Raw genomic sequence first — 22,613 nt, forward strand, 5'->3', positions numbered from 1 at the left:
GCCCCGGGGGCCTCTGTGCCTCTCCCCGGTCGGGCGGGGGTCGTCGCGCTACTTGCCGTCGGCCTTGGCCGCCGCATCGATGGCAGCCAGCGACCGGCGCACCTGATTGCGGTCCGTCGTGTACCAGAAGTCGGGCAGGGAGGCCCGCAGGTAGCTGCCGTACCGGGCGTTGGACAGCCTGGGATCCAGGACGGCCACGACTCCGCGATCCCCCGTGGCACGCACCAGACGGCCGGCGCCCTGCGCCATCAGGAGGGCGGCATGCGTGGCGGCGACGGCCATGAAGCCATTGCCTCCGGCCTCCTCCACCGCCTTCTGCCGCGCGCTCATCAACGGGTCGTCCGGGCGCGGGAACGGAATCCGGTCCATGACCACCAGCTGGCAACCGGGACCCGGGACATCGACGCCCTGCCACAAGGAGAGCGTGCCGAACAGGCACGTCTCGGGATCTCCGGCGAAGGTTTTGATCAGCTCGCCGAGCGTCTCCTCGCCCTGCAGCAGAATCGGCTTGTCGAGCCGCCCTCGCAGCTCCTCCGCGGCCGTCTTGGCGGCCCGCATGGAGGAGAACAGGCCCAAAGTGCGCCCGCCCGCTGCCTCCACCAGCTCGGCCAGCTCGTCCATCATGTCGCCGCGCGAGCCTTCACGGCCGGGCGTCGCCAGGTGCCGGGCGACGTAGAGGATGCCCTGCTTGGGATAGTCGAAGGGCGAGCCGACATCGAGCCCCTTCCACTGCAGCACCTCCTCTCCTCCGGTGCCCTCCGGGGCGAGCCCCAGGGATGCCCCCACGCCGTTGAAGTCGCCGCCGAGCTTGAGCGTCGCGGACGTGAGTACGACCGACCGCTCCGCGAACAGCTTCTCGCGCAGCAGTCCCGAGACCGACAGTGGAGCCACCCGCAGCGACGCGCCGAAGCGGTCGTGCCGCTCATACCAGACGACGTCGTACTCCGAACCGAGCGTGATGCGCTCGGCAACAGCGTGGATGTTCTCGACGGAGGCAAGCGCCTGCTTGCGCACCGCGTCCTCGTCCTGGACCGACTTGTCCCGGGTGGAGCCCAGCGCGCTGATCACCGTCCGCGAGGCGTCCCGCAGAGCCAGGAGTGCGTAGCCCAGATCCTCGGGGATCTCCTCGAGGCGGCCCGGCAGCGCCAGCTCCATCACACGCTCGAACGTCTCGGAAGCGGTCTGGAGCGCGTCCGCCGCCTTCTCGTTGACCAGTTTCGCCGCGCGGCGCACAGCTCGGTCGACCTGGCCGGGAGTGAGCTCGCCGGTGGCGACTCCGGTCACGCGCGAGACCAGTTCATGAGCCTCGTCGACGATCAGGACCTCGTGCTGCGGCAGGACCGGCGCCCCCTCGATGGCGTCGATCGCGAGCAGCGCATGATTGGTGACCACCACGTCGGCGAGCTTCGCCCGCTCCCTGGCCATCTCGGCGAAGCACTCCGCACCGTACGCGCACTTGGAAGCCCCGAGGCATTCACGGGACGAGACGGAGACCTGGCTCCAGGCACGGTCGGAGACACCGGGCGTGAGATCGTCGCGGTCACCGGTCTCGGTCTCGTCCGCCCAGTCCCGCATGCGCAGGAGGTCCTGTCCCAGCTTGCTCGTCGGCGCGGCGGCCTCGAACTGGTCGAAGAGACCCTCCTCCTCGTCCTGCGGAGCGCCCTCGTGCAGTCGGTGCAGACAGAGGTAATTGGAGCGGCCCTTGAGCATGGCGAACTCGGGCCGCCTGCGCAGCAGGGGATGCAGCGCGTCGACCGTGCGCGGAAGATCCCGCTCCACCAGCTGGCGCTGCAGCGCGAGGGTGGCCGTGGCAACGACCACCCGCTCCCCGTGCGCAAGCGCCGGCACGAGATAGCCCAGCGACTTTCCGGTGCCGGTGCCGGCCTGCACCAGAAGGTGTGAATTGTCGTCGATGGCCTCGGCCACGGCCTCGGCCATGGTGACCTGGCCTGGCCGTTCCACTCCGCCGACGGCGGTGACGGCGGCGTGGAGGAGCTCGGGGAGGGATGACTTCGTCATAGCTCGACCAGCCTACGGGGCACCACTGACAACGGGATCACGCATCGGGCCCATCAGGCCATGCCAGAGGGTTCGGTACGGTGCCGTGCACTGCCGCGTGGGGGCGTTCGGGCCGGTCACGGTACCCGTCGAGATGGAGCCTGTTGCGGTTCAGGCACAGCCGGTCGATACGCTCCGTGAGCAGATCGAACAGCTCGTAACGCTCCTTGAGCTCGGGAAAGCGGGCCTGATACCTCAGGATCTCTGCCCGTACGAGTGAGAAGAATCGGTCCTCGGCGATTCCCAGTTGCTCCCCGAAAAGCGGCGCGAGGTAGCGGAAGACACCCACGAACAGGCCCGCGTGGATGAACTGGGTGAGGAAGCCGGGCTCCTCGGTCAGCAGGATCCGGCGGACGTCGTCGGGCATCGAGGCGTGCTCCGGCAGCGGCCGGGCGCTGATGTTGACGTCGTCGACGAAGTCCTTGATCGCCAACCGCACCGGGACGTCGTGCTCGTCGTAGACGACGATCGCGTTCTCGCCGTGAGGGGAGAAGACGGTGCCGTAACGGTAGAGGAAATGCAGCAGCGGAGGCAGGAGCGCGGCGAACAGCCGCTGGAGCCAGACCTCCGGAGCGAGCCCCGACCGCTCGACGAGCTCGGCGGCGAATGCGCGGCCCCGCGGGTCGGTGTGGAGCAGCGCTGCCAGGGTGCGGGCCCGTTCGCCGGCGTCGAGGCGGGGCTGGAGCGGCTCGCGCCAGATCGCGCCCAGAAGTTCCTTGTACTGATAGGGCACATCGTCGAGGCGGTCGTACAGAGGATGCTCGACGGTGACCGAGGCGACCTCGCCGAGGAGGATCACCCGGCACTCGTCGCGGAGGAACGGGTCGCCGTCGCGCAGGCCGTGCACCCAGGTGGTGACGGCCGGCGCCGCCAGAGTCCGTTCGGTGGGCAGACCGCGCCACACCAGAGTGTTGAGAACGGACAGCGGCAGTTTGACCATGTGCCGGTCGGGGCGGTCGACGTTCACGAAGGTGCGGATGGACTGCTGGGGCAACCGGAGGTCGCCGTCCTCCGGCAGCGGCACGATCTCCTGGCGCGCGATGGCCGGCGCGTACAGGGGCAGCAGCACCTCGTCCCACTGCCACGGGTGTACGGGGAGGAGGAGGTACGCCGCGGGGTCCAGCCCTCTGGCGCGCAGAACGGCTTCGAAAGCCGCCCGCACGGAGTCGTCGAGCTCGTGGCGGTAGAGGTCGTCCGGGGAGGCGAGGTGGGCGACGCCCCGGTAACGGGCGAGCGCCGAGCTGACGGCGATCCAGGGCAGCGCGGTGGGGCGGCGTGCCTCGGGGGCCCAGCGGGCGGCGTCGGCCGCGGAGAAGCCGATGCGGCCCTTGTTCAGGACGAGCCACGGATGTCCGGTCTGGTGCCCTTCGAGTTCGGCGTAGCCGAGGTCGGCCAGCTCGGCGGCGGTGACAGTGGTGTGGTCGAGCGCGGTGTCGGCGGTGAGCGTCAGGGAGAGTTCGCGCAGCAAGTGGCCGAGGGTGGCTCCGTCGAGGGCGAGGGTCTCCTTCGCTCGGGCGAGGAAGGTGAGCGGGTCCGAAAAGGGCTGCCCGTCCCATTCGACGGAGGCGGCATCCACGCGCCAGCTTCCGTAGGCGCCGCGCCGCGCCAGGAAAGTCAGGTCTCCCGCGTCCCCGACGGTGAGGACATAGCGACGGCGCGGCGCGGGGCGGCCGGAGGCGGCGGGACGAGCGTCGTCGTGGCTGCCCGGGTCGGCAGGCGATTCCACGATCATCGGCTCGATGATCTCCTCGTAGGCGAACTCGCCGAGCATCTTCGCCAGGAGACGGCCGCCGGCCCGTTCCCAGCTCGCGCGGTCGAGGCCGGGCGGCAGGTGCAGCCGGGTCGACAGCGCATCCGGTCGGGCGGCTTCGGCGCATGCGGAGCCGGGCGGATCGGTCGAGGCGGTGGGAGCGGTCGAGGTGGTGGGTTCGGTCGACGCGGTGGAGTCGTGGCTGGCAGGCGACTTCGGCACGGGGACTCCTCGAGGGGAACCGATGCGGTTCGAGCGGTGTATGTCAGGCAGCGAGCGGTTCACAAAAGGTCCCGCAGACCGCGATCGCGGACCATGAGCGCGGCTCGCTTTTCGGGCAGGTCGACTTCGGCGAAGAAACGGAAGCCGGCCCTGAGGAACGCGGATACGGAAGGGGTGTTGCGCAGGTCCGGTTCGGCGATGACGCGTGCACAGCGGGGGCGGCGGTCGAGTACGAGGTCGGAAACGGCTCTGAGGAGCACCGAGCCCAGACCTCGCCCACGGTCGGCGACGCCGCCGAGGAGGAGGTGGATGCCTGTGTCGTGCGGTCGGGCCGGGTAGTGGCGGGCCAGAGGGTCGAGGTCGGCACGGTAGATCTCGAAGTAGCTCATGGGTGTGCCGTCGAGCACGCCGAGACAGGGGAAGCTTCGGCCGGCTCCGTCGCACTGGCCGCGCAGGTGGGCGGCTGTGACGGTCTCGGGCCCGGCCAGGTCCCAATAGGCGGCGACGGCCGGGTCGTTCATCCAGCGGGTGATCAAGGAGAGGTCACGCTCCGGGACGACGGGGACGAGGTGGAAGTCACCGGCGGGAGTGTTCACCGGCCCCCAGTCCGCAGGGGTGTCCAGCAGGTCCGCTGAGGTGTCCCACGGCTTCTGCACGGCCGCAGGGACCTCGTGCGCGGGAGGAGTGCCGTCGCCGTCCTCTAGGAGGATCTCGAGGAACTCGTCGGGCAGCCGCAGGTCGAGGGTCTCCTCCGGGCCCGAGCCGGGCGGGGACGCCTCGTCCGTACCGGGCTCGGTCGTGGCTTCGGTGCGAGGCACGGCGACGTTCTCCTCTCGTCGTTCGAACGGGTCTTCGGCGTTCGGTGATCCGCACGGTGCTCAGGAATGGAGCGGGTTGGTGATGGTGACGTAGACCGACTGGGTGTCGACGGGACCGACGAGTTCGTCGAGGCCGCGGAGACGGGTGAGCAGGTTGGCCTTGGAACGAAGGGTCGGGGCTTCGAGAAGCCGAGCCGGCAGCGGCGAGCCGAGGGAGGAATTGGCCGCCAGGAATCGCCGGAACGCGGCGAGGAGTACGCGTTCGTCGGCGAGGTGCTGCGTCCCGAAGGCGCCGATGAGGCCGAGCACGTTGTTGATGCCGAGGTAGTACGCGAAGCGCTCGTCCGTCACGTCGTCGCAGACGAAGGTGTCGCTTTCGGCGCCGATTCCCGGGAGGCGGCGCTCGAGTCCGTCACGGTGGGACTGACGGAAGTAGTAGCCCTGGTTGTCCCGGTAGCGGCCGCCTGTCGGCCAGCCTTCGGGGTCGAGGAGGACGAGGGTGTTCTGCTGGTGCGCTTCGAGTGCGATGCCCGCGGTGGCGTCGAGCCAGAGCACGGGGCGTACGACGTGGTCCAGGTAGCGCAGGAACCACTCCGTCGCGACGGCGGGGACGGGCCGGCCTGTCCGGGCGGCGAGACGCTCGACCGTGTCGGAGAGGCGTGAGTGCGTGCCGGTGCGCCCGGGCCAGGGCCGCGGTGAGGTCAGGGCTGCGATGCAGACGGCGTCGTCGCTGTGGTGGAAGGGGTTGTGGCGCAGCATGACGTCGAGTCCGGGGACGGGTTCACCGTCGGGTGTGTCGACCGCGAGCCATGCCGGATCGCGCACGATGTCGAATCCCGGGTGCGCCGCCCGCCACTGTTCGGCGAGTCCGGTACGGAGCAGCCGATGCACCTCCACCCCCCGGTGGAGCTCCTTGCGGAGGTTCTCCCGGCGGGAGTTGGTGATGCGCAGGCCGAGTGACAGCTTGAGCATCGCGGGTGCCCCGGGGCGGTGCACGGTACGGACGGAGGAGGTGGGATGCCAGGGGTCGCCGTGGGAACCGAGGTCGTGGAGCAGGCCGGCGTCCAGCAGCGCGGCCACGGTGGGCCGGTGCCGGAGGTCGCGTGCCTGCCACGGGTGCAGGGGCAGCGCGGCGCAGTTGGCAGGGAGCTGGATGTCGCCGGCGAGGCGGGAGGTGAGCTGCTCGGCGGCGAGCGTGCGTCCTTGCTCGGTCCAGGCCGAGTCGGCTGCGAGCACGGACCGGTCGACTGCCCACCAGTGCAGCGGGAAGGAGCCGTACAACTCCGGTGAGTAGAGAAGGGCTTCGGCGTCGGAGAGTCCCTCACGGCTCTTCGGTGCGGGGTGGAGCGGGTGGCCGAGCAGGAGGGACTGTTCGGCGTCGAGGAAGAGGTCCGCGCCCTCTGGTGCGGCGGGGTGCCTGCGCCGGTGAGCGATGAACTGGGCTGTGCGCCGGACGGAATCGGCTACGCGGCCGACGAGGTCGGCTCCGTCCGTGCCGCCGGCTTCCCGGCCGAGGAGCGCGGCCACGGTCACCGCATCGGCGGTGGTGGCGTCGTGCGGGCTGCTTTCGAGAGCCGGCCGGCCGAAGCGGTGCCATCCGGAGGGTGACCAGTAGTGAACGGGGACGAGCAGGGCGGTCCCGCTGCCGTGGAGCGGAATGCGCAGGGTGTCGCCCTCGGGCTCGGCGAGGTTGTTCTCGCGCACCCAGCAGCGGAGCAGGTTCTCGACCGCGGCGGCATCAGCCGCACGGCTGGGATCCGGATGGTCGAGGTGGTCCCCCGCTGCGGGGGCCGTGGACACGTGCCGGGCGGTGATCGGGGTTTGGTCGTCGCATCCCCCGGTCTGCTGGCGCGGCACCGTCGCCGCCTCGGCCGTGAGCGGCCCGCTCATCGCTCCGTGGGCGCGGTGAGCGGCGGTGGGGCGGCCGTGGGACTCGGGCACTTCGGGTGCGGGGCTGGTGTTCACGGAGGCTTCCTTGTGACGGGGGTCCGGGGATCAGTACGACTGCCCGCTGTCGGCGCGGCGTGGAGTGGAGCGTTCTGCGGCGGCCAGGGCGTCCGCGAAGCGGTCGAGGACGGCCACGGCCTGTTCGTCGGTGAGTGTGAGAGGAGGCAGGAGGCGGACGACGGCACCGTGGCGTCCGCCGAGTTCGACGATGAGGCCGCGGTTCAGGCATTCCCGCTGGACGGTCGCGGCGAGTCCGGGAGCGGGCGGGGGGACGAGCGCGTCGCGGGCGGTGCAGTCGGGGTCGACGAGCTCCACGCCGATCATCAGGCCCCGGCCCCGTACGTCTCCGATGCAGGAGTGAGCGGCGGCGAGTCCCTGGAGCCGGGCCAGCATGCGTGCGCCGAGGGTGGCGGCCCGGTCGGCGAGGCGGTTCTCGCGCACGTACGCGAGGGTGGCCGCTCCGGCCGCCATCGCCAGCTGGTTGCCGCGGAACGTGCCGGCGTGTGCTCCCGGCCGCCACGTGTCGAGTTCGGACCGGTAGACGATGACCGCGAGCGGGAGGGAGCCGCCGATGGCCTTGGACATGACCATCACGTCGGGCACGATGTCGCTGTGCTCGACGGCCCAGAAGGTGCCGGTGCGGCCTACTCCGGTCTGCACCTCGTCGGCGATCAGAGGGATGGAGCGGGCGGCGGTGATCCGGCGCATCCGCCGCAGCCACTCGTCAGGCGCGGGGATCACGCCGCCCTCGCCCTGCACCGGTTCGAGGATCATTCCGGCGGGGGCCGGCGCACCGCCCTTGGGGTCGTCCAGGAGGTTCTCGGTCCAGCGTGCGGCGAGTTCGGCGCCGCGTTCGCCGCCGATACCGAAGGGGCAGCGGTAGTCGTGCGGGTAGGGAAGTCGTGTCACGCGGACGTCGGTGGCGCCGCCCGATGCGTCGAGGGCGCCCGACGTCATGCCGTGGTAGGCGCCGGTGAAGGCGAGGACTCCGTTGCGGCCGGTGGCGGTGCGGACCAATTTGATTGCCGCTTCCACGGCGTCGGTGCCCGCCGGACCGCAGAACTGGATCCGGGCGTCGGAGGCGAGCTGAGGCGGAAGCGTGGCGAACAGCTCCGTGGTGAACGCGTCCTTGACCGGTGTGGCCAGGTCCAGGATGTGCAACGGCGCCCCGGAGTCGAGGACCTTCTTGATGGCTTCGAGGACGACGGGGTGGTTGTGCCCGAGCGCGAGCGTTCCGGCTCCGGAGAGACAGTCGAGGTAACGGCGGCCGTCGGCGCCCTCGATCGTCAGTCCCCGAGCGCGTACGGGCACGATGGGCAGTGAGCGCGCATAGGTGCGGGCGGCCGATTCGCGGAGCGACTGCCGGCGCAGGATGCCCTCGTGGGCGGCGGCCGGGGCGATCGGAGCAGGTTCGGTCACGGCCACGGCTGTTGGTCCTTCCACTGTCACGGTTGTGTTTCGCATGGGCACGGCTTCGGCCCTGCGACCGCTCGCTGTTGAGCCGCCCCCGTGTTCCCCGCCCCTACCAACGACGCGACGGGCCGGGGATCACGGCCGCAAGGAAGATCCTTGCGGCGGCGGAACCGTGGACCTGGTGCACGCCGTCCCCATCGGCACCGGCATAGTTGGGGGCCGCACCCGGCGGTGAACTCCACCGGGGCGGCGGCGGACTCGTCCGCCGCCGGAAGTACCGGCATTGCCGGAATGTGGCTCAGTTCAGACGGAACAGCAGCACCGAAGTCCCAGGGGGATCACGAGATGCGACCCATTCGCCCGACGCTGGCAGCGGCGTCCCTTGCCGCCGTGCTGGCGCTCGCTGCCACCGCCTGCGGTCCGAGCGAGGACACCGCGGGCGACAAGCCGAGTGCATCGGCCGGTCAGACCGCCGATGACAAGATCACCATTCCGGACGATCTCAAGGAGCGGCTCAAGGAGCGCGGGATCGACCTGGACAAGTGGAAGAACGGCGAGTGGAAGAACTGGGACAAGGACAAGTGGCTGCGTGAGGCCAAGGACTTCGTCAACCCGATCATCGAGGACCTGTGGGACCCGGACCGCATGCGCGACGCCGAGAAGCCGCCGGCGAAGCCCGTCGACCCGGACATCTCGGGTGACGAGGGTGTCACCGACCCGACGCCGGAGCCCGTCGACGCCGTGCCCGTGAAGGCGCCGTACCACACGAGCGCCGCCGAGGCGGGCAAGGTCTTCTTCGACGGCCCCCAGGGTTCGATGGTGTGCTCCGCGACCGTCGTGCAGGACCCGGCCAACCCCGGCAAGTCGAACATGGTGTGGACCGCCGGTCACTGCGTCCACGCGGGCAAGAGCGGCGGCTGGTACCGCAACATCGCCTTCGTCCCGTCGTACAACGACAGCGCGCTGCCCACCTCGGAGCTGGAGAAGGCTCCGAAGGAGAAGATCGCTCCCCACGGCGTGTGGTGGGGCGACTGGGCCCAGACGTCCGAGCAGTGGATCGCCCAGGGTGCGGCGACCGGCGGCCAGGGTGCGCCGTACGACTTCGCCGTCATCCACGTCACTCCGGAGAAGGGCAGCACGGGCAAGTCGCTCGAGGAGACGGTCGGCGCCGCTCTGCCGGTCGACTTCAAGGCCCCGGCCGTGCCGGACATCACGAGCATGACCGCTACGGGCTACCCGGCGGCTCCGCCGTACGACGGTCAGAAGCTGTTCCAGTGCGCCGACAAGCCGGGCCGGCTCTCGCTGAAGGCCGGGGAGCCGACGATGTACCGCATCGGCTGCACGATGACCGGCGGTTCCTCCGGTGGCGGCTGGGTGGCCGAGGGCCAGGACGGCCGGCCCGCCCTGGTGTCCAACACCTCCATCGGCCCGGTGACGGCCGGCTGGCTTGCGGGCCCGCGGCTCGGCAAGGAGGCCGAGGGCGTCTACACGGCGGTCAGCAAGAAGTTCGCGGGCCAGTGACCTGACACTCGCCTCGCGTGGCAGCATCGTCACGTGACGGCACCGCAGTCCTCTGACCAAGCAGGGGCGTTCGGCCGGGCGGCCGGGCGCCCCTTGCTCGTCACGTGGAGACTCGGTGGAGTTGCCGACCGGCCTCAACTGCGTGTCCGCGCACCGGCTTAGAGTGGTGCCGCACCTGTGGCGGCTCCGGAAGGCCGCTTCTTCGCATGACACGCTCATGGCAACCGCGCACGGCGCAGACGCCGCCCGTGTGTCTCATCAGGCGCTGGTGCACCCGCGTTCATGGCACATTTCGCAAGTACTTCAGGGGGAATCGTTTCCATGCGATCCATACGTCCGCTGCTGGCTGCCGCCGGCCTCGTCTCGGCTCTCGCGCTGACGGCGACCGCCTGCGGCCCCGGCGAGGACAAGGCTGCAGACAAGCCCGCCGCCTCCGCAGAAGGCGCAGACAACAGCGGCGCAAATGCCGCACTCCCCGCCGACGTGGCCGACAGGCTCAAGGAGCACGGTGTCGACCTGGACAAGTGGAAGAACGGCGAGTGGAAGAACTGGGAGAAGGACAAGTGGCTGCGTGAGGCCAAGGACTTCGTCAACCCGGTGATCGAGGGCCTGTGGAAGCCCGAGCGCATGACGACGGCCAAGGCGCCTGCGAAGACGCTCTCCGCCGGTGACATCTCCGGTGACCAGGACGTCACCGACCCGGAGCCGCGCCCGGTGCGGGCCCAGGAGGAGAAGAAGCCCTACCACCGGAACGCCGCACCGGTCGGCAAGGTGTTCTTCGACGCCCCCGAGGGCTCGATGGTCTGTTCGGCGACGGTCGTCAAGGACCCGGAGAACCCGGGCCGGTCCAACCTCGTCTGGACCGCCGGGCACTGCGTGCACGCCGGTCGGGCGGGCGGCTGGTACCGCAACATCGCCTTCGTCCCCGCCTACAACGACAAGGGCAAGTCCCCCGCCGCGCTGGAGCACGCCCAGCCGCAGGAGATCGCCCCGTACGGCGTCTACTGGGCGGACTGGGTCGCGACCTCGGGCGAGTGGATCGACCAGGGCGGTCCGACGGGGGGCACCGGCGCCGCCTACGACTACGCCGTGATGCACGTGAAGCCCGAGCAGGGCTCGAAGTCGCTGGAGGAGACGGTGGGCGCCGCGCTCGACGTCGACTTCGAGGCCCCCGACGCCAAGAGCATCGGCACGATGGGCGCGTGGGGTTACCCGGCGGCCCCGCCCTACAACGGCGCGATCATGCACAAGTGTCTGGACCGGCCGGGCCGGCTCTCCATCGCCCCGGGCACGCCCACGATGTGGCGTATCGGCTGCACGATGACGGGCGGATCCTCGGGTGGCGGCTGGTTCGTCCGGCAGCCCGGCGGCAAGACGGTGCTCGTCTCCAACACGTCGATCGGCCCGGTCACCTCGGGCTGGCTCGCCGGCCCGCGGCTGGACCGGGGAGCGCAGCAGATCTTCACGACGATGAGCGAGAAGTTCGCGGGACAGTAGGCCTCTTCAAGACGTGCGGATCATGCGGAAGGCCCGCCTCCCCGAGGGGAGGCGGGCCTTCCGTCCGGTCGCGGGCGCTGTGCCGCGTCAGTGGGTCGCCGGGACGTACGGGGCCAGTGCGGCGGCCAGCTCCTCGTGGACCCGCGCCTTGAGCAGAGTGCCCTCCGTGGTGTGCTCCTCGGAGACGACCTCGCCCTCCGCGTGCACGCGCGAGACGAGCCCGCCCTGGGTGTACGGGACGAGCGCCTCGATCTCCACCTCGGGCCGCGGCAGCTCGGTGTCGATCAGAGCCAGGAGCTCGCCGATGCCCGAGCCCGTGCGGGCCGAGACGGCGATCGCGTGCCGCTCGATGCGCAGCAGTCGCTGCAGCACCAGCGGGTCGGCCGCGTCCGCCTTGTTGATCACGACGATCTCGGGCACGTCCAGCGCGCCCACGTCGCGGATCACCTCGCGCACGGCGGCCAGCTGCTCCTCCGGAGCCGGGTGCGAACCGTCCACCACGTGGAGGATCAGGTCGGAGTCGCCGACCTCCTCCATCGTGGAGCGGAACGCCTCGACCAGGTGGTGCGGCAGGTGCCGTACGAATCCGACGGTGTCGGCGAGGGTGTAGATCCGGCCGCCCGGCGTCTCGGCCCGGCGGACGGTCGGGTCGAGGGTGGCGAACAGGGCGTTCTCCACCAGGACACCGGCGCCGGTGAGGCGGTTGAGCAGCGAGGACTTGCCGGCGTTGGTGTAGCCGGCGATCGCGACCGACGGCACCCTGTTGCGGCGGCGCTCCCGGCGCTTGATCTCGCGGCCCGTCTTCATCTCCGCGATCTCCCGGCGCATCTTCGCCATCTTCTCGCGGATCCGTCGCCGGTCCGTCTCGATCTTGGTCTCACCGGGACCACGGGTGGCCATGCCGCCACCGCCGCCGCCACCCATCTGACGGGACAGCGACTGACCCCAGCCGCGGAGCCTGGGCAGCATGTACTGCATCTGCGCCAGAGCGACCTGCGCCTTGCCCTCTCGGGACTTGGCGTGCTGGGCGAAGATGTCGAGGATCAGGGCGGTGCGGTCGACCACCTTGACCTTGACGACGTCCTCGAGGTGGATGAGCTGGCCGGGGCTGAGCTCACCGTCGCAGACGACGGTGTCGGCTCCGGTCTCGAGCACGATGTCGCGCAGCTCGGTCGCCTTGCCCGACCCGATGTAGGTGGCCGGGTCCGGCTTGTCACGCCGCTGGATGACTCCGTCGAGCACCAGAGCGCCCGCGGTCTCGGCGAGCGCCGCGAGCTCCGCGAGGGAGTTCTCGGCGTCCTGCACGGTCCCCGAGGTCCAGACGCCGACCAGCACGACGCGCTCCAGGCGCAGCTGTCGGTACTCGACCTCGGTGACGTCTTCGAGCTCGGTGGAGAGGCCCGCCACGCGCCGCAGAGCGGCACGCTCGGAGCGGTCGAACTGATCGCCGTCCCGCTCGGTGTCGATCTCGTGGCTCCAGGCGACGTCCTCTTCCATCAGGGCATCGGCCCGAAGGCTCTCGGTGCGCGTCTCCGCGAAGCTCTGCTCGTCCTGGGAAGGGGATGAAGAGGAGGTCATTGGATCCTTACGTCGATGGAATGAGCGGTTGCGGACGGGACGCCCGCAAGGGCAGTGTGCCCCCGTTCGACAGTCACAACGTGTGACAGCCCCGGAAGATTCCCCCGGGGAGTCCGCGTGCCCGGCCGCGTCGTCGGCCCGTCGATGGTCCCACGGGGTCGCCGGGGCCGTCACCCCGGTTTTCAGCGGGTGGGGCGGGTCTTCGGGGCCTCGCTGCGCCAGTCCGCGTGGCCGGGCATGGGCGGGGTCTTCTTCGCGTACAGCCATTCCTGGAAGAAGTCGCCGAGGTCACGCCCCGCGACCTGGGATGCGAGCTGCGTGAAGTCCTCCGTGCTCGCCGTGGAGTCGCGGTGCTCGGTGACCCACTCGCGCTCCAGGCGTTCGAAGGCGGCCTCGCCGATCGTCTGCCGCAGGGCGTACAGGACGAGGGCGCTGCCGTCGTAGACCACCGGCCGGAAGAGACTGAGCTTCTGTCCGGGCGCCGGTGCCTGCGGGGCCGCGGGCGGCCCGCCGGCAGCTCGCCAGCCGTCGGAGAGGCGGTAGGCCTTCCTCATCCGTTCGACCAGTGGCTGCTTGGCCTTCTCCTCGGCGTACAGGGCCTCGTACCAGCTGGCGTGGCCCTCGTTCAGCCACAGGTCGGACCATGTGCGGGGGGAGACACTGTTGCCGAACCACTGGTGGGCGAGTTCGTGGACCATCACCGAGTCGACGTACCACTTCGGGTGGGCGGCGTTGGTGAACAGGGAGCGCTCGAAGAGCGACAGCGTCTGCGTCTCCAGCTGGAATCCGGTGTCGGCGTCGGCGACCAGCACCCCGTACGTCTCGAAGGGGTAGGCGCCGACCTTGTCCTCCATCCACCGGACATGGCCGGGGGTCTTCTTCAGCCACGGTTCGAGCTTCGCCTTGTCGGCGGCGGGGACGACGTCGCGGAGAGGCAGTCCGTGCGGGCCCTGCCGCTTGACGACGGCGGAGCGCCCGATGGCGACCTGGGCGAGTTCGGTGGCCATGGGGTGGCCCGTGCGGTAGATCCAGGAGGCCCTGGTGTCGTTCCGGGAGTGTGCGACCTGCCGTCCGTTGGCGACGGCCGTCAGGTTCCTGGGGGTGGTGACGCGGAAGGTGAAGAACGCCTTGTCCGCGGGGTGGTCGTTGCAGGGGAAGACACGGTGCGCCGCGTCGGCCTGGTTGGCCATCACCAGACCGTCGCCGGTGGGCACCCATCCGCCGGCGGCCTTGGCCCCGCGCGGGTCGCTGGTGTGCGTGACGGTGATCTGCATGCGCGATCCGGCGGCGACGGCCATGGAGGGCTCGACGACGAGGTCCTCGCCCGTGGACGCGAACTCTGCGGTGCTGCCGTTGACCTCGACCGAGTGGACCGTGCCACGGGCGAAGTCGAGGTTGATCCGGCCGAGCCGCCGGTTCGCCCAGGCGTCGATCTTGGTGACAGCGTCCAGGGGCTTGGTGTTGCTGCCCTCGTAGGTGAGGGCGATGTCGTATCCGATGACGTCGTAGCCGGGGTTGCCCAGCCGGGGGAAAAGGGGATCGCCGATCCCGAGGGCGGTCGGTTCGGGCAGCGTCGCGGCGACGAGGGTGGCCGATGCTGCGGCCAGCAGTACGGCACCCAGTCGGCGTCGGGGAGTGTGCAGCATGTCCTACCGCTACCAGCAGGCCATGAGACGGCCGCGGCGGCGCGCGACGGGGGACCGCGTCCCCACCCGAACGAAGTCAGGCGGTCGAGGCCGGATGCTGGGTCCTGCTCACGTCGTACACGCCGGGGACGTCGCGCATGGCGCGCATCAGGGCGGGAAGCCCGGCGGCGTCGGGAAGTTGGAGGGTGTACGTGTGCCGTACCCGCTGCTGGCTCGGCGGTTCGACGGTGGCCGAGACGATGGCCGCTCCCTCACCGGCGATGACCTCGGTGAGGTCGGCGAGCAGACGGGGCCGGCCGAACGATTCGGCGACCAGAGTGACCCGGCACTCGGCGGCGTCGCCCCAGCGCACGGCCACCGGAGCCCGGCCGAGGCTCTCCATGCGCGCCACCGCGGCGCATTCGACGCGATGGACGGTCACCGCGCCCCCGCGCACCGCGAAGCCCGTGACGGTGTCGGGCGGTACGGGCGTACAGCAGCCGGCGAGCCGGACGGTCGCGTCAGGACGGTCGACGACGGCGTTCGCCGAGGCGGGCCGGTCGGCCGCGCGCGGAGTGGGGTGCCGGGGAGCGGCCTCCTGGGCGCTCGCGCCCTCCGGGTGGCTCTGGAGCCAGCTGCTGATGGCGATCCGTGCGGCAGGGGTGCGGGCGTGGTCGAGCCAGTCCGGTGACGGTCCGGAGGAGGCGTCCTGGGCGAGCAGCACGTGCACGGTGTCGCCGTCGTTGAGCTGAGTGCTCAGGGTGGCCAGCCGGCCGTTGACCCGGGCGCCGATGCATGCGTGGGCCTCCTCGCCGTACTGGGCGTAGGCCGCGTCGACGCAGGTGGCCCCGGCGGGCAGGCCGAGCGCCCGGCCGTCGGCCCGGAAGACGGTGATCTCCTTGTCCTGCGCCAGGTCCGCGCGCAGGGAGGTCCAGAAGGTGTCCGGATCCGGGGTGGACTGCTGCCATTCGAGGAGGCGGGACAGCCAGCCGGGTCTGGTGGGGTCGGCGCGCTCGCCGTCGAGCGGCTCGACGCTCTCGGTCGGCACGTACGGGTTGCCGAGAGCGACCACCCCGGCCTCGGCGACCCGGTGCATCTGGTGGGTGCGGATGAGGACTTCGGCGACGGCGCCGTCGGAGCCCGCGACGGCGGTGTGCAGCGACTGGTACAGGTTGAACTTGGGGGCGGCGATGAAGTCCTTGAACTCCGAGATCACCGGGGTGAAGCAGGTGTGCAGTTCGCCGAGCACCGCGTAGCAGTCGGCGTCGTCGGCGACCAGGACGAGCAGGCGCCCGAAGTCGGTGCTGCGCAGCTCGGAGCGTTTGAGGCAGACGCGGTGCACGGAGACGAAGTGCCGGGGCCTGATGAGCACTTCCGCGGTGATGCCGGCGTCGCGCAGCACGGTCCGGAAGTCCTCCGCGATGGCGGCGAGAGCGTTGCACGCGGTGGCGTTCTCGGCGATGAGAGCGCGGGTGCGCTCGTACTCCTCGGGGTGCAGGATCGCGAAGACCAGATCCTCCAGTTCGGTCTTCAGGGCCTGCACGCCGAGACGCTCGGCGAGGGGGATGAGGACGTCGCGGGTGACCTTGGCGATGCGTGCCTGCTTCTCGGGGCGCATGACGCCGAGCGTGCGCATGTTGTGCAGCCGGTCGGCGAGTTTGATCGACATCACGCGGACGTCGTTGCCGGTGGCGACGAGCATCTTGCGGAAGGTCTCCGGTTCTGCGGCGGCGCCGTAGTCGACCTTCTCCAGCTTGGTGACGCCGTCGACGAGGTAGGCCACCTCGGCACCGAACTCCGCCTTCACCTGCTCCAGCGTCACCTCCGTGTCCTCCACGGTGTCGTGGAGCAGGGACGCGGTCAACGTCGTCGTTTCCGCGCCCAGTTCGGCGAGGATGAGCGTGACGGCCAGCGGATGGGTGATGTACGGCTCGCCGCTCTTGCGGAACTGGCCGCGGTGGGACGACTCGGCCAGCACGTACGCCTTGTGCAGTTGGGCGAGGTCGGCGTCCGGGTGGTGCGCGCGGTGCGCGTCGACGACGTGGCCGATCGCGTCGGGGAGGCGGTCGCGCCCGGTGGGGCCCAGCAGAGCGGCGCGCCCGATCCGGCGGAGGTCGATCCTGGGTCGGCCGCGCCTGCGACTGTGGGCACCAGGGTTGGCGGCCTCTGCACTCATGGGGCACCTCCGGCTGCTTCGACCGGCGGTGGAAGGTCAGGTCGTGCCTCCGGGCCGGTGCTTGATGCTACCGAGCCCACCACGTGGCGCAGTGCCGCTCTCGCTCAGCGTGAAACGGATCACCCATTCGAGCGAAGCTCTACGCGCCCACGGTTTCGAGGAGAGCGGGCTCGATGTACCCCTCGGCGACGATCACGGCCGGGCCCGTCATCTCGATTTCCCCGTCGGGACGTTCCGTGATGACGAGGCGGCCGCCGGGCAGGTCGACGGTGTACGCGACGGGGGCGCCTGTGACGGACGGGTCCACGCCGTCCCTGCGGGCCGCCGCGACGGCGACGGCGCACGCGCCCGTGCCGCACGAGCGGGTCTCGCCGGACCCGCGCTCGTGCACGCGCATGGCGACATGGCGCTCGCCCCGGTCGGCGACGAACTCCACGTTAACCCCGTCCGGGTAGACCGATGCCGGGCTGACCGGTGGGGCTGAGAACAGGTTCCCCGCGTGGGCCAAGTCGTCGACGAACGCGACCGCGTGGGGGTTGCCCATGTTCACGTTTCTCGCGGGCCAGCTGCGGCCCTCGATCGTGACCGTCACCCCGTCCTCGGGGAGCAGCGCGCGCCCCATCGAGACGGTGATGTCACCCATGCCCGCGCCGGCGCCGGCGGCCGCCTTGGCGATGTGGACCCTCTTGACGCCGCCTCTGGTCGCCACGGCGATGTCCCCGGCCTCGACGTGGCCGACGCGCTGGAGGTAGCGGGCGAAGACCCGGACGCCGTTTCCGCACATCTCGGCGATCGAGCCGTCCGCGTTGCGGTAGTCCATGAACCACTCGGCCTCGGCCGCCATGTCCCTGGCCTCGGGGTGGGCCGCCGAGCGGACGACGTGCAGCAGACCGTCACCGCCGATGCCGGCGCGGCGGTCGCACAGCCTGGCGACGGCGGCCGCGGGCAGGTCGATGCTGTTGTCCGGGTCCGGGACGATCACGAAGTCGTTCTCGGTGCCGTGGCCCTTGAGGAAGGGGACGGGCGAGGTCTGCGAGGTGCTCACGCCCACCATCGTACGAGGCCGGTCCGACAGCGGGACGCCCGGTGGGATCCGGACGAGGGCCGCGCCGGGCTGGAGCGGACGGGGCTGGGCCGGGTCCGGGCGGGGGCGGTGCGGGGCGCGGGCCGGCGCTCAGCGCAGGCGCGCGACCCGCCAGACCGCGAGGGCGACGAGGACCGTGCCCACGCCGACGTAGAGAGCGATGACACGCCAGTCGGGGCGCTCGCCGGAGCCCCGGACAGGCAGGCCGGGCCAGGTGTGCCCGACGCGGCGGGCCGCCATCACACCCCAGCCGGCCGCACAGCAGCTGATCAGCAGCCCGAGCATGGCGACGACCGCGCCGCCGTCCCCCGTGCCGAAGGCGAGAGGGAAGGCGAACATGAGCGAGCCGATGGCGGCGAGCGCCACGATCGGGGCGAGCTGCCAGATGCGCAGGCGCCGCTGCGGACGGAGCTCCACCTCGACCTCGTCGGTGAGCACTTCCTGCTCGTCGGGACCGTCCGGGCTCAGCCCCGAGGTGCCTTCGGCGGCATCTCGGCGCTCCCGCTCGGTGTCGCGAGGGCCGGCCTCCATCGCCACGCGCCCTCCCAACTCGGACTCAACTGTCGATCGATGCTCGATGATGGCACGCTCCAGGTGGCCGGACTGACGGGCGGAGCGTCCCGATGCCATCACGTGATCAGGCTGTGACCGCTCGTTCGATCAACGCCAGCGCACGCTGCGGAAGTTCCGCGCGGTCCTGGACCGCGCCGCTGAGCCAGTGCACCCGCGGGTCGCGCCGGAACCAGGAGTCCTGGCGGCGGGCGAAGCGTTTGGTGGCGCGCACCGTCTCCTCGCGCGCCTGGGTTTCGGTGCACTCACCCGCGAGCGCGGAGAGCACCTGCTGGTAGCCCAGGGCGCGGGACGCGGTGCGCCCTTCGCGCAGCCCCTGGACCTCCAGGGCGCGTACCTCGTCGACGAGCCCCGCCTCCCACATGCGGTCCACACGCAGGGCGATCCGTTCGTCCAGCTCGGGCCGCTCGACGTCGACGCCGATCTGCACGGTGTCGTAGACGGAGTCGTGGCCGGGGAGGTTGGCGGTGAAGGGCCTGCCCGTGATCTCGATGACCTCGAGGGCCCTGACGATGCGCCGCCCGTTGCTCGGCAGGATCGCGCGGCCCGCCTCCGGGTCGGCGGCGGCGAGACGGGCGTGGAGCGCCCCGGAGCCGCGCACGGTCAGCTCCTCCTCCAGCCGGGCGCGCACCTCAGGGTCGGTGCCGGGGAATTCGAGGGCGTCGATCGCCCCGCGTACGTACAGCCCGGAGCCGCCCACGAGAACGGGGGTGCGGCCCTCGGCGAGCAACCGGTCGATCTCCGCCCTGGCGAGCCGCTGGTACTCGGCGACGCTCGCCGTCTCGGTGACGTCCCAGATGTCGAGCAGGCGGTGGGGGACGCCTCCGCGCTCCTCGTCCGTCAGCTTGGCGGTGCCGATGTCCATCCCCCGATACAGCTGCATGGAGTCGGCGTTGACGACTTCGCCGTCCAGCCGCTGGGCCAGGAAGACGCCCAGATCGGACTTTCCGGCCGCGGTGGGACCGACGACGGCGATGACCCGCGGTGCGGGAGCTGTACTTCTCACCGCCCCAGTCTCGCAAACCCGGGCACCGCTCCCCGAACGAGCGAGGTGACGGCGGGTGGCCGGGGTCGTTGCCTGTTGCGAGGTTCCGGGCGCCGGTTTCGGACCGGTACCCGCGAGCGGCGCAATGGGACGCTCCGGGTGACGCGGAACTTCGCCTCACGAGTACGCTATGGAGCAGATATGGGCGTTTTTTCATGGTTCCGCGGTAAGCCTGGGGCGACCGCCGAGGCGTCGGACCAAGAGGCCCCCCTCGCCACCGTGGCGACGGAGCCCCCGGCCGGCGCCCCGTCCGACTCCGAAGCCGGTGCCGACGGCGCGCTCGGTGAGGGCACGGCCGCCACCGGGGTCGACATCCCCAAGCAGCAGTCCGCCGAGGAGGCGGCGGACAGCGAAGCCGGCGAAGGCGCCCGTAAGTAATCCCCGACAAGGGATGACGAGGGAAGGTGAACCATGGGCTTCCTGCACACCCTGAAGGCCAAGCTCGCCCCGGCCAAGGACAAGGTCACCCACCTGGCCCAGCAGCACGAGGGCAGGATCGGGCAGGGCCTCGACAGGGCCGCCAAGACGGTTGACGACAAGACCAAGGGCAAGTACAGCAGCAAGATCGAGACGGGCACAGGCAAGGCCAAGGAGGCCCTGGGCCGCATCGCGCACCGGGACGAGAAGGGCCACGGCACCACGCCGCCGACTCCCTGACGCGAACGACCGACGGCCGCGGAGCGAGTGCTCCGCGGCCGTCGGCGCTTCTTCGGGTCAGGACCAGGTGGCGACGAAGTAGCCCACCCCGTACGGCGCGTCCTCGTAGAGCAGACGTCCTTCCAGCCCAGCGCCCTCGGCCGCCCCCGCGAGCACCTGCCAGGGGGCACGGCCGGCGGCCTTGACTTCGCGGGCCAGCGCCGCGTCCAAGGCTGTCAGCGCCTCGGTGTCCGCCGCGCCCAGCGCCCGCGCGGCCTCGCGGTCGAAGCCCTCCGCGCGGGCGTCGAGATAGCCCGGGGCCTTGAGCGTCCGGCAGGCGCTCCCGTCGCCCATCACCAGCATCGCGACCCGCTCGCTCCGTGCGGCGGCCTCGCGGCCGGCGGCGGCGCAGCGGTCACCGGCGAGCCGGTCGTCGACGGCGAGGCCCTCGACCGGAGAGGCGGCCCAGTGCGCACGTTCCAGCAGCCATGCCGCCACACAGAGCGAGGGGGGCAGCTGCCGCTCCTGGCCGGGGCCCTCCCCCAGGCGTACGGTCAGGTCCTCGCCGAAGCTCCGGAAGGAGCCGTGCGCGCCGGCCGGGTACGTGCCGCTTTGGGCCTCGGCGGCCGGTCCCACCACGAGGAGCAGGCCTGGCCTGGCGGCGGCGAGCACTCCCAAGGCGTCCGAGCACGCGTCGCGGGCTGCGTCGAGTTCGGGCGCGGCTCCGGCAGCGATGTCGGGCACCAGGAGGGGCGGACAGGGGCAGACGGCGGCGGCGACAAGCATGATCGGCAGCCTAGTGCGTGGTCACGCCACGGGTCGCCGACCCGCGCGCCCCCCTCGTAGAGGCGCCGGCCCGCCGGTTCCGTCCGCTCGGCTGCGCCCACCGGCCTTCGTACGCCGGCGCACCAGCCCCTGTGCCTGCGCCCGCAGATCGCCGCAGGCCGGCGCGCGCGCGTCGTGCATGTACCGGACACAGGCGAGGCGGCCCGCGGCCGCGGCCGCGGCCGCGTCCGGCTCACGGAGCCGCTCCGCGGCACGCGCGCGTGCCGGACGCGAGTCCGCCGGAGGCCCGGCGAGCGGGTCAGTCGCAGCCGCAGCCCGGCGCAGCCGCGGCCGGCAGCGGTTCCGGGGCGCCGATCTTCGGCAGGCCGAGCATGACGCCGGCCGGCTTCGCGGCCTCGGCCGCGTTGCGCTTGGCCCACGCGTCGCCCGCGCGGGTGCGGCGCACGGCCGTCACCGCGCCCTCCGCGAGCAGGTGGTGCGGAGCGGCGTAGGTGATCTCCACCGTGACGACGTCACCGGGGCGTACCTCGGTGTCCGGCTTGGTGAAGTGCACGAGGCGGTTGTCGGGGGCGCGGCCGGAGAGCCGGTGCGTGGCGCCGTCCTTGCGGCCCTCGCCCTCGGCCACCATGACCTCGAGCGTGCGGCCGACCTGCTTCTTGTTCTCCTCCCAGGAGATCTCCTCCTGGAGTGCGACCAGGCGCATGTAGCGCTCCTGGACGACCTCCTTGGGGATCTGGCCCTCCATGGTCGCCGCGGGTGTGCCGGGGCGCTTGGAGTACTGGAAGGTGAAGGCGTTGGCGAACCGGGCCTCGCGCACGGTGTGCATCGTCTGCTCGAAGTCCTCCTCGGTCTCGCCGGGGAAGCCCACGATGATGTCGGTGGAGATGGCGGCGTGCGGAATGGCGGCGCGCACCTTCTCGATGATCCCGAGGAAGCGCTCCTGCCGGTACGAGCGACGCATCGCCTTGAGGATCGTGTCCGAGCCCGACTGCAGCGGCATGTGGAGCTGCGGCATCACGTTCGGCGTTTCCGCCATGGCCGCGATGACGTCGTCCGTGAAGTCGCGCGGGTGCGGTGAGGTGAAGCGGACGCGCTCCAGGCCCTCGATCGTGCCGCAGGCACGCAGCAGCTTGCTGAACGCCTCGCGGTCGCCGATGTCGGAGCCGTAGGCGTTGACGTTCTGGCCGAGCAGGGTGATCTCGGACACGCCCTCTGCGACGAGTGCCTCGATCTCGGCCAGGATGTCGCCGGGCCTGCGGTCCTTCTCCTTGCCGCGCAGCGCGGGGACGATGCAGAACGTGCAGGTGTTGTTGCAGCCGACCGAGATCGAGACCCAGGCGGCGTACGCGGACTCGCGGCGGGTCGGCAGCGTCGAGGGGAACGCCTCCAGCGACTCGGCGATCTCGACCTGCGCCTCTTCCTGGACGCGGGCACGCTCGAGCAGCACGGGAAGCTTGCCGATGTTGTGCGTGCCGAAGACGACGTCGACCCACGGCGCCTTCGTGACGATGGTGTCGCGGTCCTTCTGCGCGAGGCAGCCGCCGACGGCGATCTGCATCCCGGGGCGCCTGGCCTTCATCGGCGCGAGGCGGCCGAGATTGCCGTAGAGCTTGTTGTCGGCGTTCTCCCGCACCGCGCAGGTGTTGAAGACGACGACATCGGCGTCACCGTCGGCCCCCTCGGGCGCGCGGACGTAACCGGCGTCCTCCAGCAGGCCCGACAGCCGCTCGGAGTCGTGGACGTTCATCTGGCACCCGTAGGTGCGCACCTCGTAAGTTTTCGCACTCATCGCGCCAACCAGGGTACGGGGTCCCCGGGCCGCCCCGCCCCTGCCTTCGGCGGCCCGTACACACGGCCCCCGTCCGCCGCCGGACCACGCCGGCGCAC

17 protein-coding genes are annotated in these 22,613 nt (G+C 71.2%); 4 read left to right on the top strand and 13 right to left on the bottom strand.

The window, feature by feature from the left end; translation table 11 throughout:
* Positions 1 to 48: 48 nt before the first annotated feature.
* From HW130_RS23585 to HW130_RS23605, 5 genes are read right to left on the bottom strand one after another with little or no spacing between them, the layout of a single operon-like run.
* Positions 49 to 2,019 (bottom strand): ATP-dependent DNA helicase, encoded by a 1,971-nt coding sequence (locus tag HW130_RS23585; protein ID WP_177151674.1) that lies wholly within the window; start codon positions 2,017 to 2,019, stop codon positions 49 to 51.
* A gap of 37 nt (positions 2,020 to 2,056) precedes the next feature.
* On the bottom strand, positions 2,057 to 4,030 hold the full coding sequence (locus HW130_RS23590) for an IucA/IucC family protein (RefSeq protein WP_375256576.1): 1,974 nt from the start codon (positions 4,028 to 4,030) through the stop codon (positions 2,057 to 2,059).
* 59 nt (positions 4,031 to 4,089) lie between these two features.
* Complete coding sequence (locus HW130_RS23595; protein WP_177151675.1) at positions 4,090 to 4,848, bottom strand: GNAT family N-acetyltransferase; 759 nt, start codon at positions 4,846 to 4,848, stop codon at positions 4,090 to 4,092.
* 60 nt (positions 4,849 to 4,908) lie between these two features.
* Positions 4,909 to 6,813, bottom strand: coding sequence for an IucA/IucC family protein (locus HW130_RS23600; protein ID WP_309140542.1), 1,905 nt, complete (start codon positions 6,811 to 6,813; stop codon positions 4,909 to 4,911).
* A gap of 30 nt (positions 6,814 to 6,843) precedes the next feature.
* Positions 6,844 to 8,220 (bottom strand): diaminobutyrate--2-oxoglutarate transaminase family protein, encoded by a 1,377-nt coding sequence (locus tag HW130_RS23605; RefSeq protein WP_177151676.1) that lies wholly within the window; start codon positions 8,218 to 8,220, stop codon positions 6,844 to 6,846.
* A 333-nt stretch (positions 8,221 to 8,553) separates the two neighbouring features.
* On the opposite strand from HW130_RS23605, the gene HW130_RS23610 reads away from it, so the two are divergent.
* Together HW130_RS23610 and HW130_RS23615 are read left to right on the top strand one after the other, a co-directional pair.
* Positions 8,554 to 9,729, top strand: a complete 1,176-nt coding sequence (locus HW130_RS23610; protein WP_177151677.1) for a serine protease — start codon at positions 8,554 to 8,556, stop codon at positions 9,727 to 9,729.
* A gap of 321 nt (positions 9,730 to 10,050) precedes the next feature.
* Positions 10,051 to 11,226 (top strand): serine protease, encoded by a 1,176-nt coding sequence (locus tag HW130_RS23615; RefSeq protein ID WP_177151678.1) that lies wholly within the window; start codon positions 10,051 to 10,053, stop codon positions 11,224 to 11,226.
* Positions 11,227 to 11,313: 87 nt separating this feature from the next.
* Here HW130_RS23615 and hflX read toward each other — a convergent pair whose 3' ends face one another.
* The 6 genes from hflX to miaA form a co-directional block, all read right to left on the bottom strand.
* A complete protein-coding gene (hflX, locus tag HW130_RS23620) occupies positions 11,314 to 12,804 on the bottom strand; it encodes a GTPase HflX (RefSeq protein WP_177151679.1) in 1,491 nt (496 codons plus the stop codon).
* Positions 12,805 to 12,986: 182 nt separating this feature from the next.
* Entirely contained in the window at positions 12,987 to 14,450 is a 1,464-nt protein-coding gene (locus HW130_RS23625) for a M1 family metallopeptidase (protein ID WP_177151680.1), read from the bottom strand.
* A gap of 76 nt (positions 14,451 to 14,526) precedes the next feature.
* Entirely contained in the window at positions 14,527 to 16,605 is a 2,079-nt protein-coding gene (locus HW130_RS23630; RefSeq protein ID WP_177151681.1) for a bifunctional (p)ppGpp synthetase/guanosine-3',5'-bis(diphosphate) 3'-pyrophosphohydrolase, read from the bottom strand.
* A 139-nt stretch (positions 16,606 to 16,744) separates the two neighbouring features.
* Positions 16,745 to 17,659 carry a diaminopimelate epimerase gene (dapF, locus tag HW130_RS23635; protein WP_177151682.1) on the bottom strand — a complete coding sequence of 305 codons (915 nt, stop codon included), beginning with the start codon at positions 17,657 to 17,659 and terminating at the stop codon, positions 16,745 to 16,747.
* 120 nt (positions 17,660 to 17,779) lie between these two features.
* On the bottom strand, positions 17,780 to 18,220 hold the full coding sequence (locus tag HW130_RS23640; RefSeq protein ID WP_177151722.1) for a hypothetical protein: 441 nt from the start codon (positions 18,218 to 18,220) through the stop codon (positions 17,780 to 17,782).
* 106 nt (positions 18,221 to 18,326) lie between these two features.
* Positions 18,327 to 19,265 carry a tRNA (adenosine(37)-N6)-dimethylallyltransferase MiaA gene (gene miaA, locus HW130_RS23645; protein WP_177151683.1) on the bottom strand — a complete coding sequence of 313 codons (939 nt, stop codon included), beginning with the start codon at positions 19,263 to 19,265 and terminating at the stop codon, positions 18,327 to 18,329.
* Positions 19,266 to 19,445: 180 nt separating this feature from the next.
* Between miaA and HW130_RS23650 the strand changes: the two genes are divergently transcribed.
* Both HW130_RS23650 and HW130_RS23655 read left to right on the top strand, forming a co-directional pair.
* A complete protein-coding gene (locus tag HW130_RS23650) occupies positions 19,446 to 19,682 on the top strand; it encodes a gliding motility protein (RefSeq protein ID WP_177151684.1) in 237 nt (78 codons plus the stop codon).
* Between the two features lie 33 nt (positions 19,683 to 19,715).
* A complete protein-coding gene (locus HW130_RS23655) occupies positions 19,716 to 19,961 on the top strand; it encodes an antitoxin (protein WP_177151685.1) in 246 nt (81 codons plus the stop codon).
* Positions 19,962 to 20,018: 57 nt separating this feature from the next.
* Here HW130_RS23655 and HW130_RS23660 read toward each other — a convergent pair whose 3' ends face one another.
* Complete coding sequence (locus HW130_RS23660) at positions 20,019 to 20,726, bottom strand: class III extradiol dioxygenase subunit B-like domain-containing protein (RefSeq protein WP_177151686.1); 708 nt, start codon at positions 20,724 to 20,726, stop codon at positions 20,019 to 20,021.
* Positions 20,727 to 21,024: 298 nt separating this feature from the next.
* The gene (gene miaB / locus HW130_RS23665; RefSeq protein ID WP_177151687.1) at positions 21,025 to 22,515 is read right to left on the bottom strand and encodes a tRNA (N6-isopentenyl adenosine(37)-C2)-methylthiotransferase MiaB; all 1,491 of its coding nucleotides are present in this window, start codon (positions 22,513 to 22,515) and stop codon (positions 21,025 to 21,027) included.
* Positions 22,516 to 22,613: the final 98 nt, after the last annotated feature.

The sequence above is a fragment of the Streptomyces sp. PKU-EA00015 genome (assembly GCF_013387495.1).
Lineage (GTDB): Bacteria > Actinomycetota > Actinomycetes > Streptomycetales > Streptomycetaceae > Streptomyces.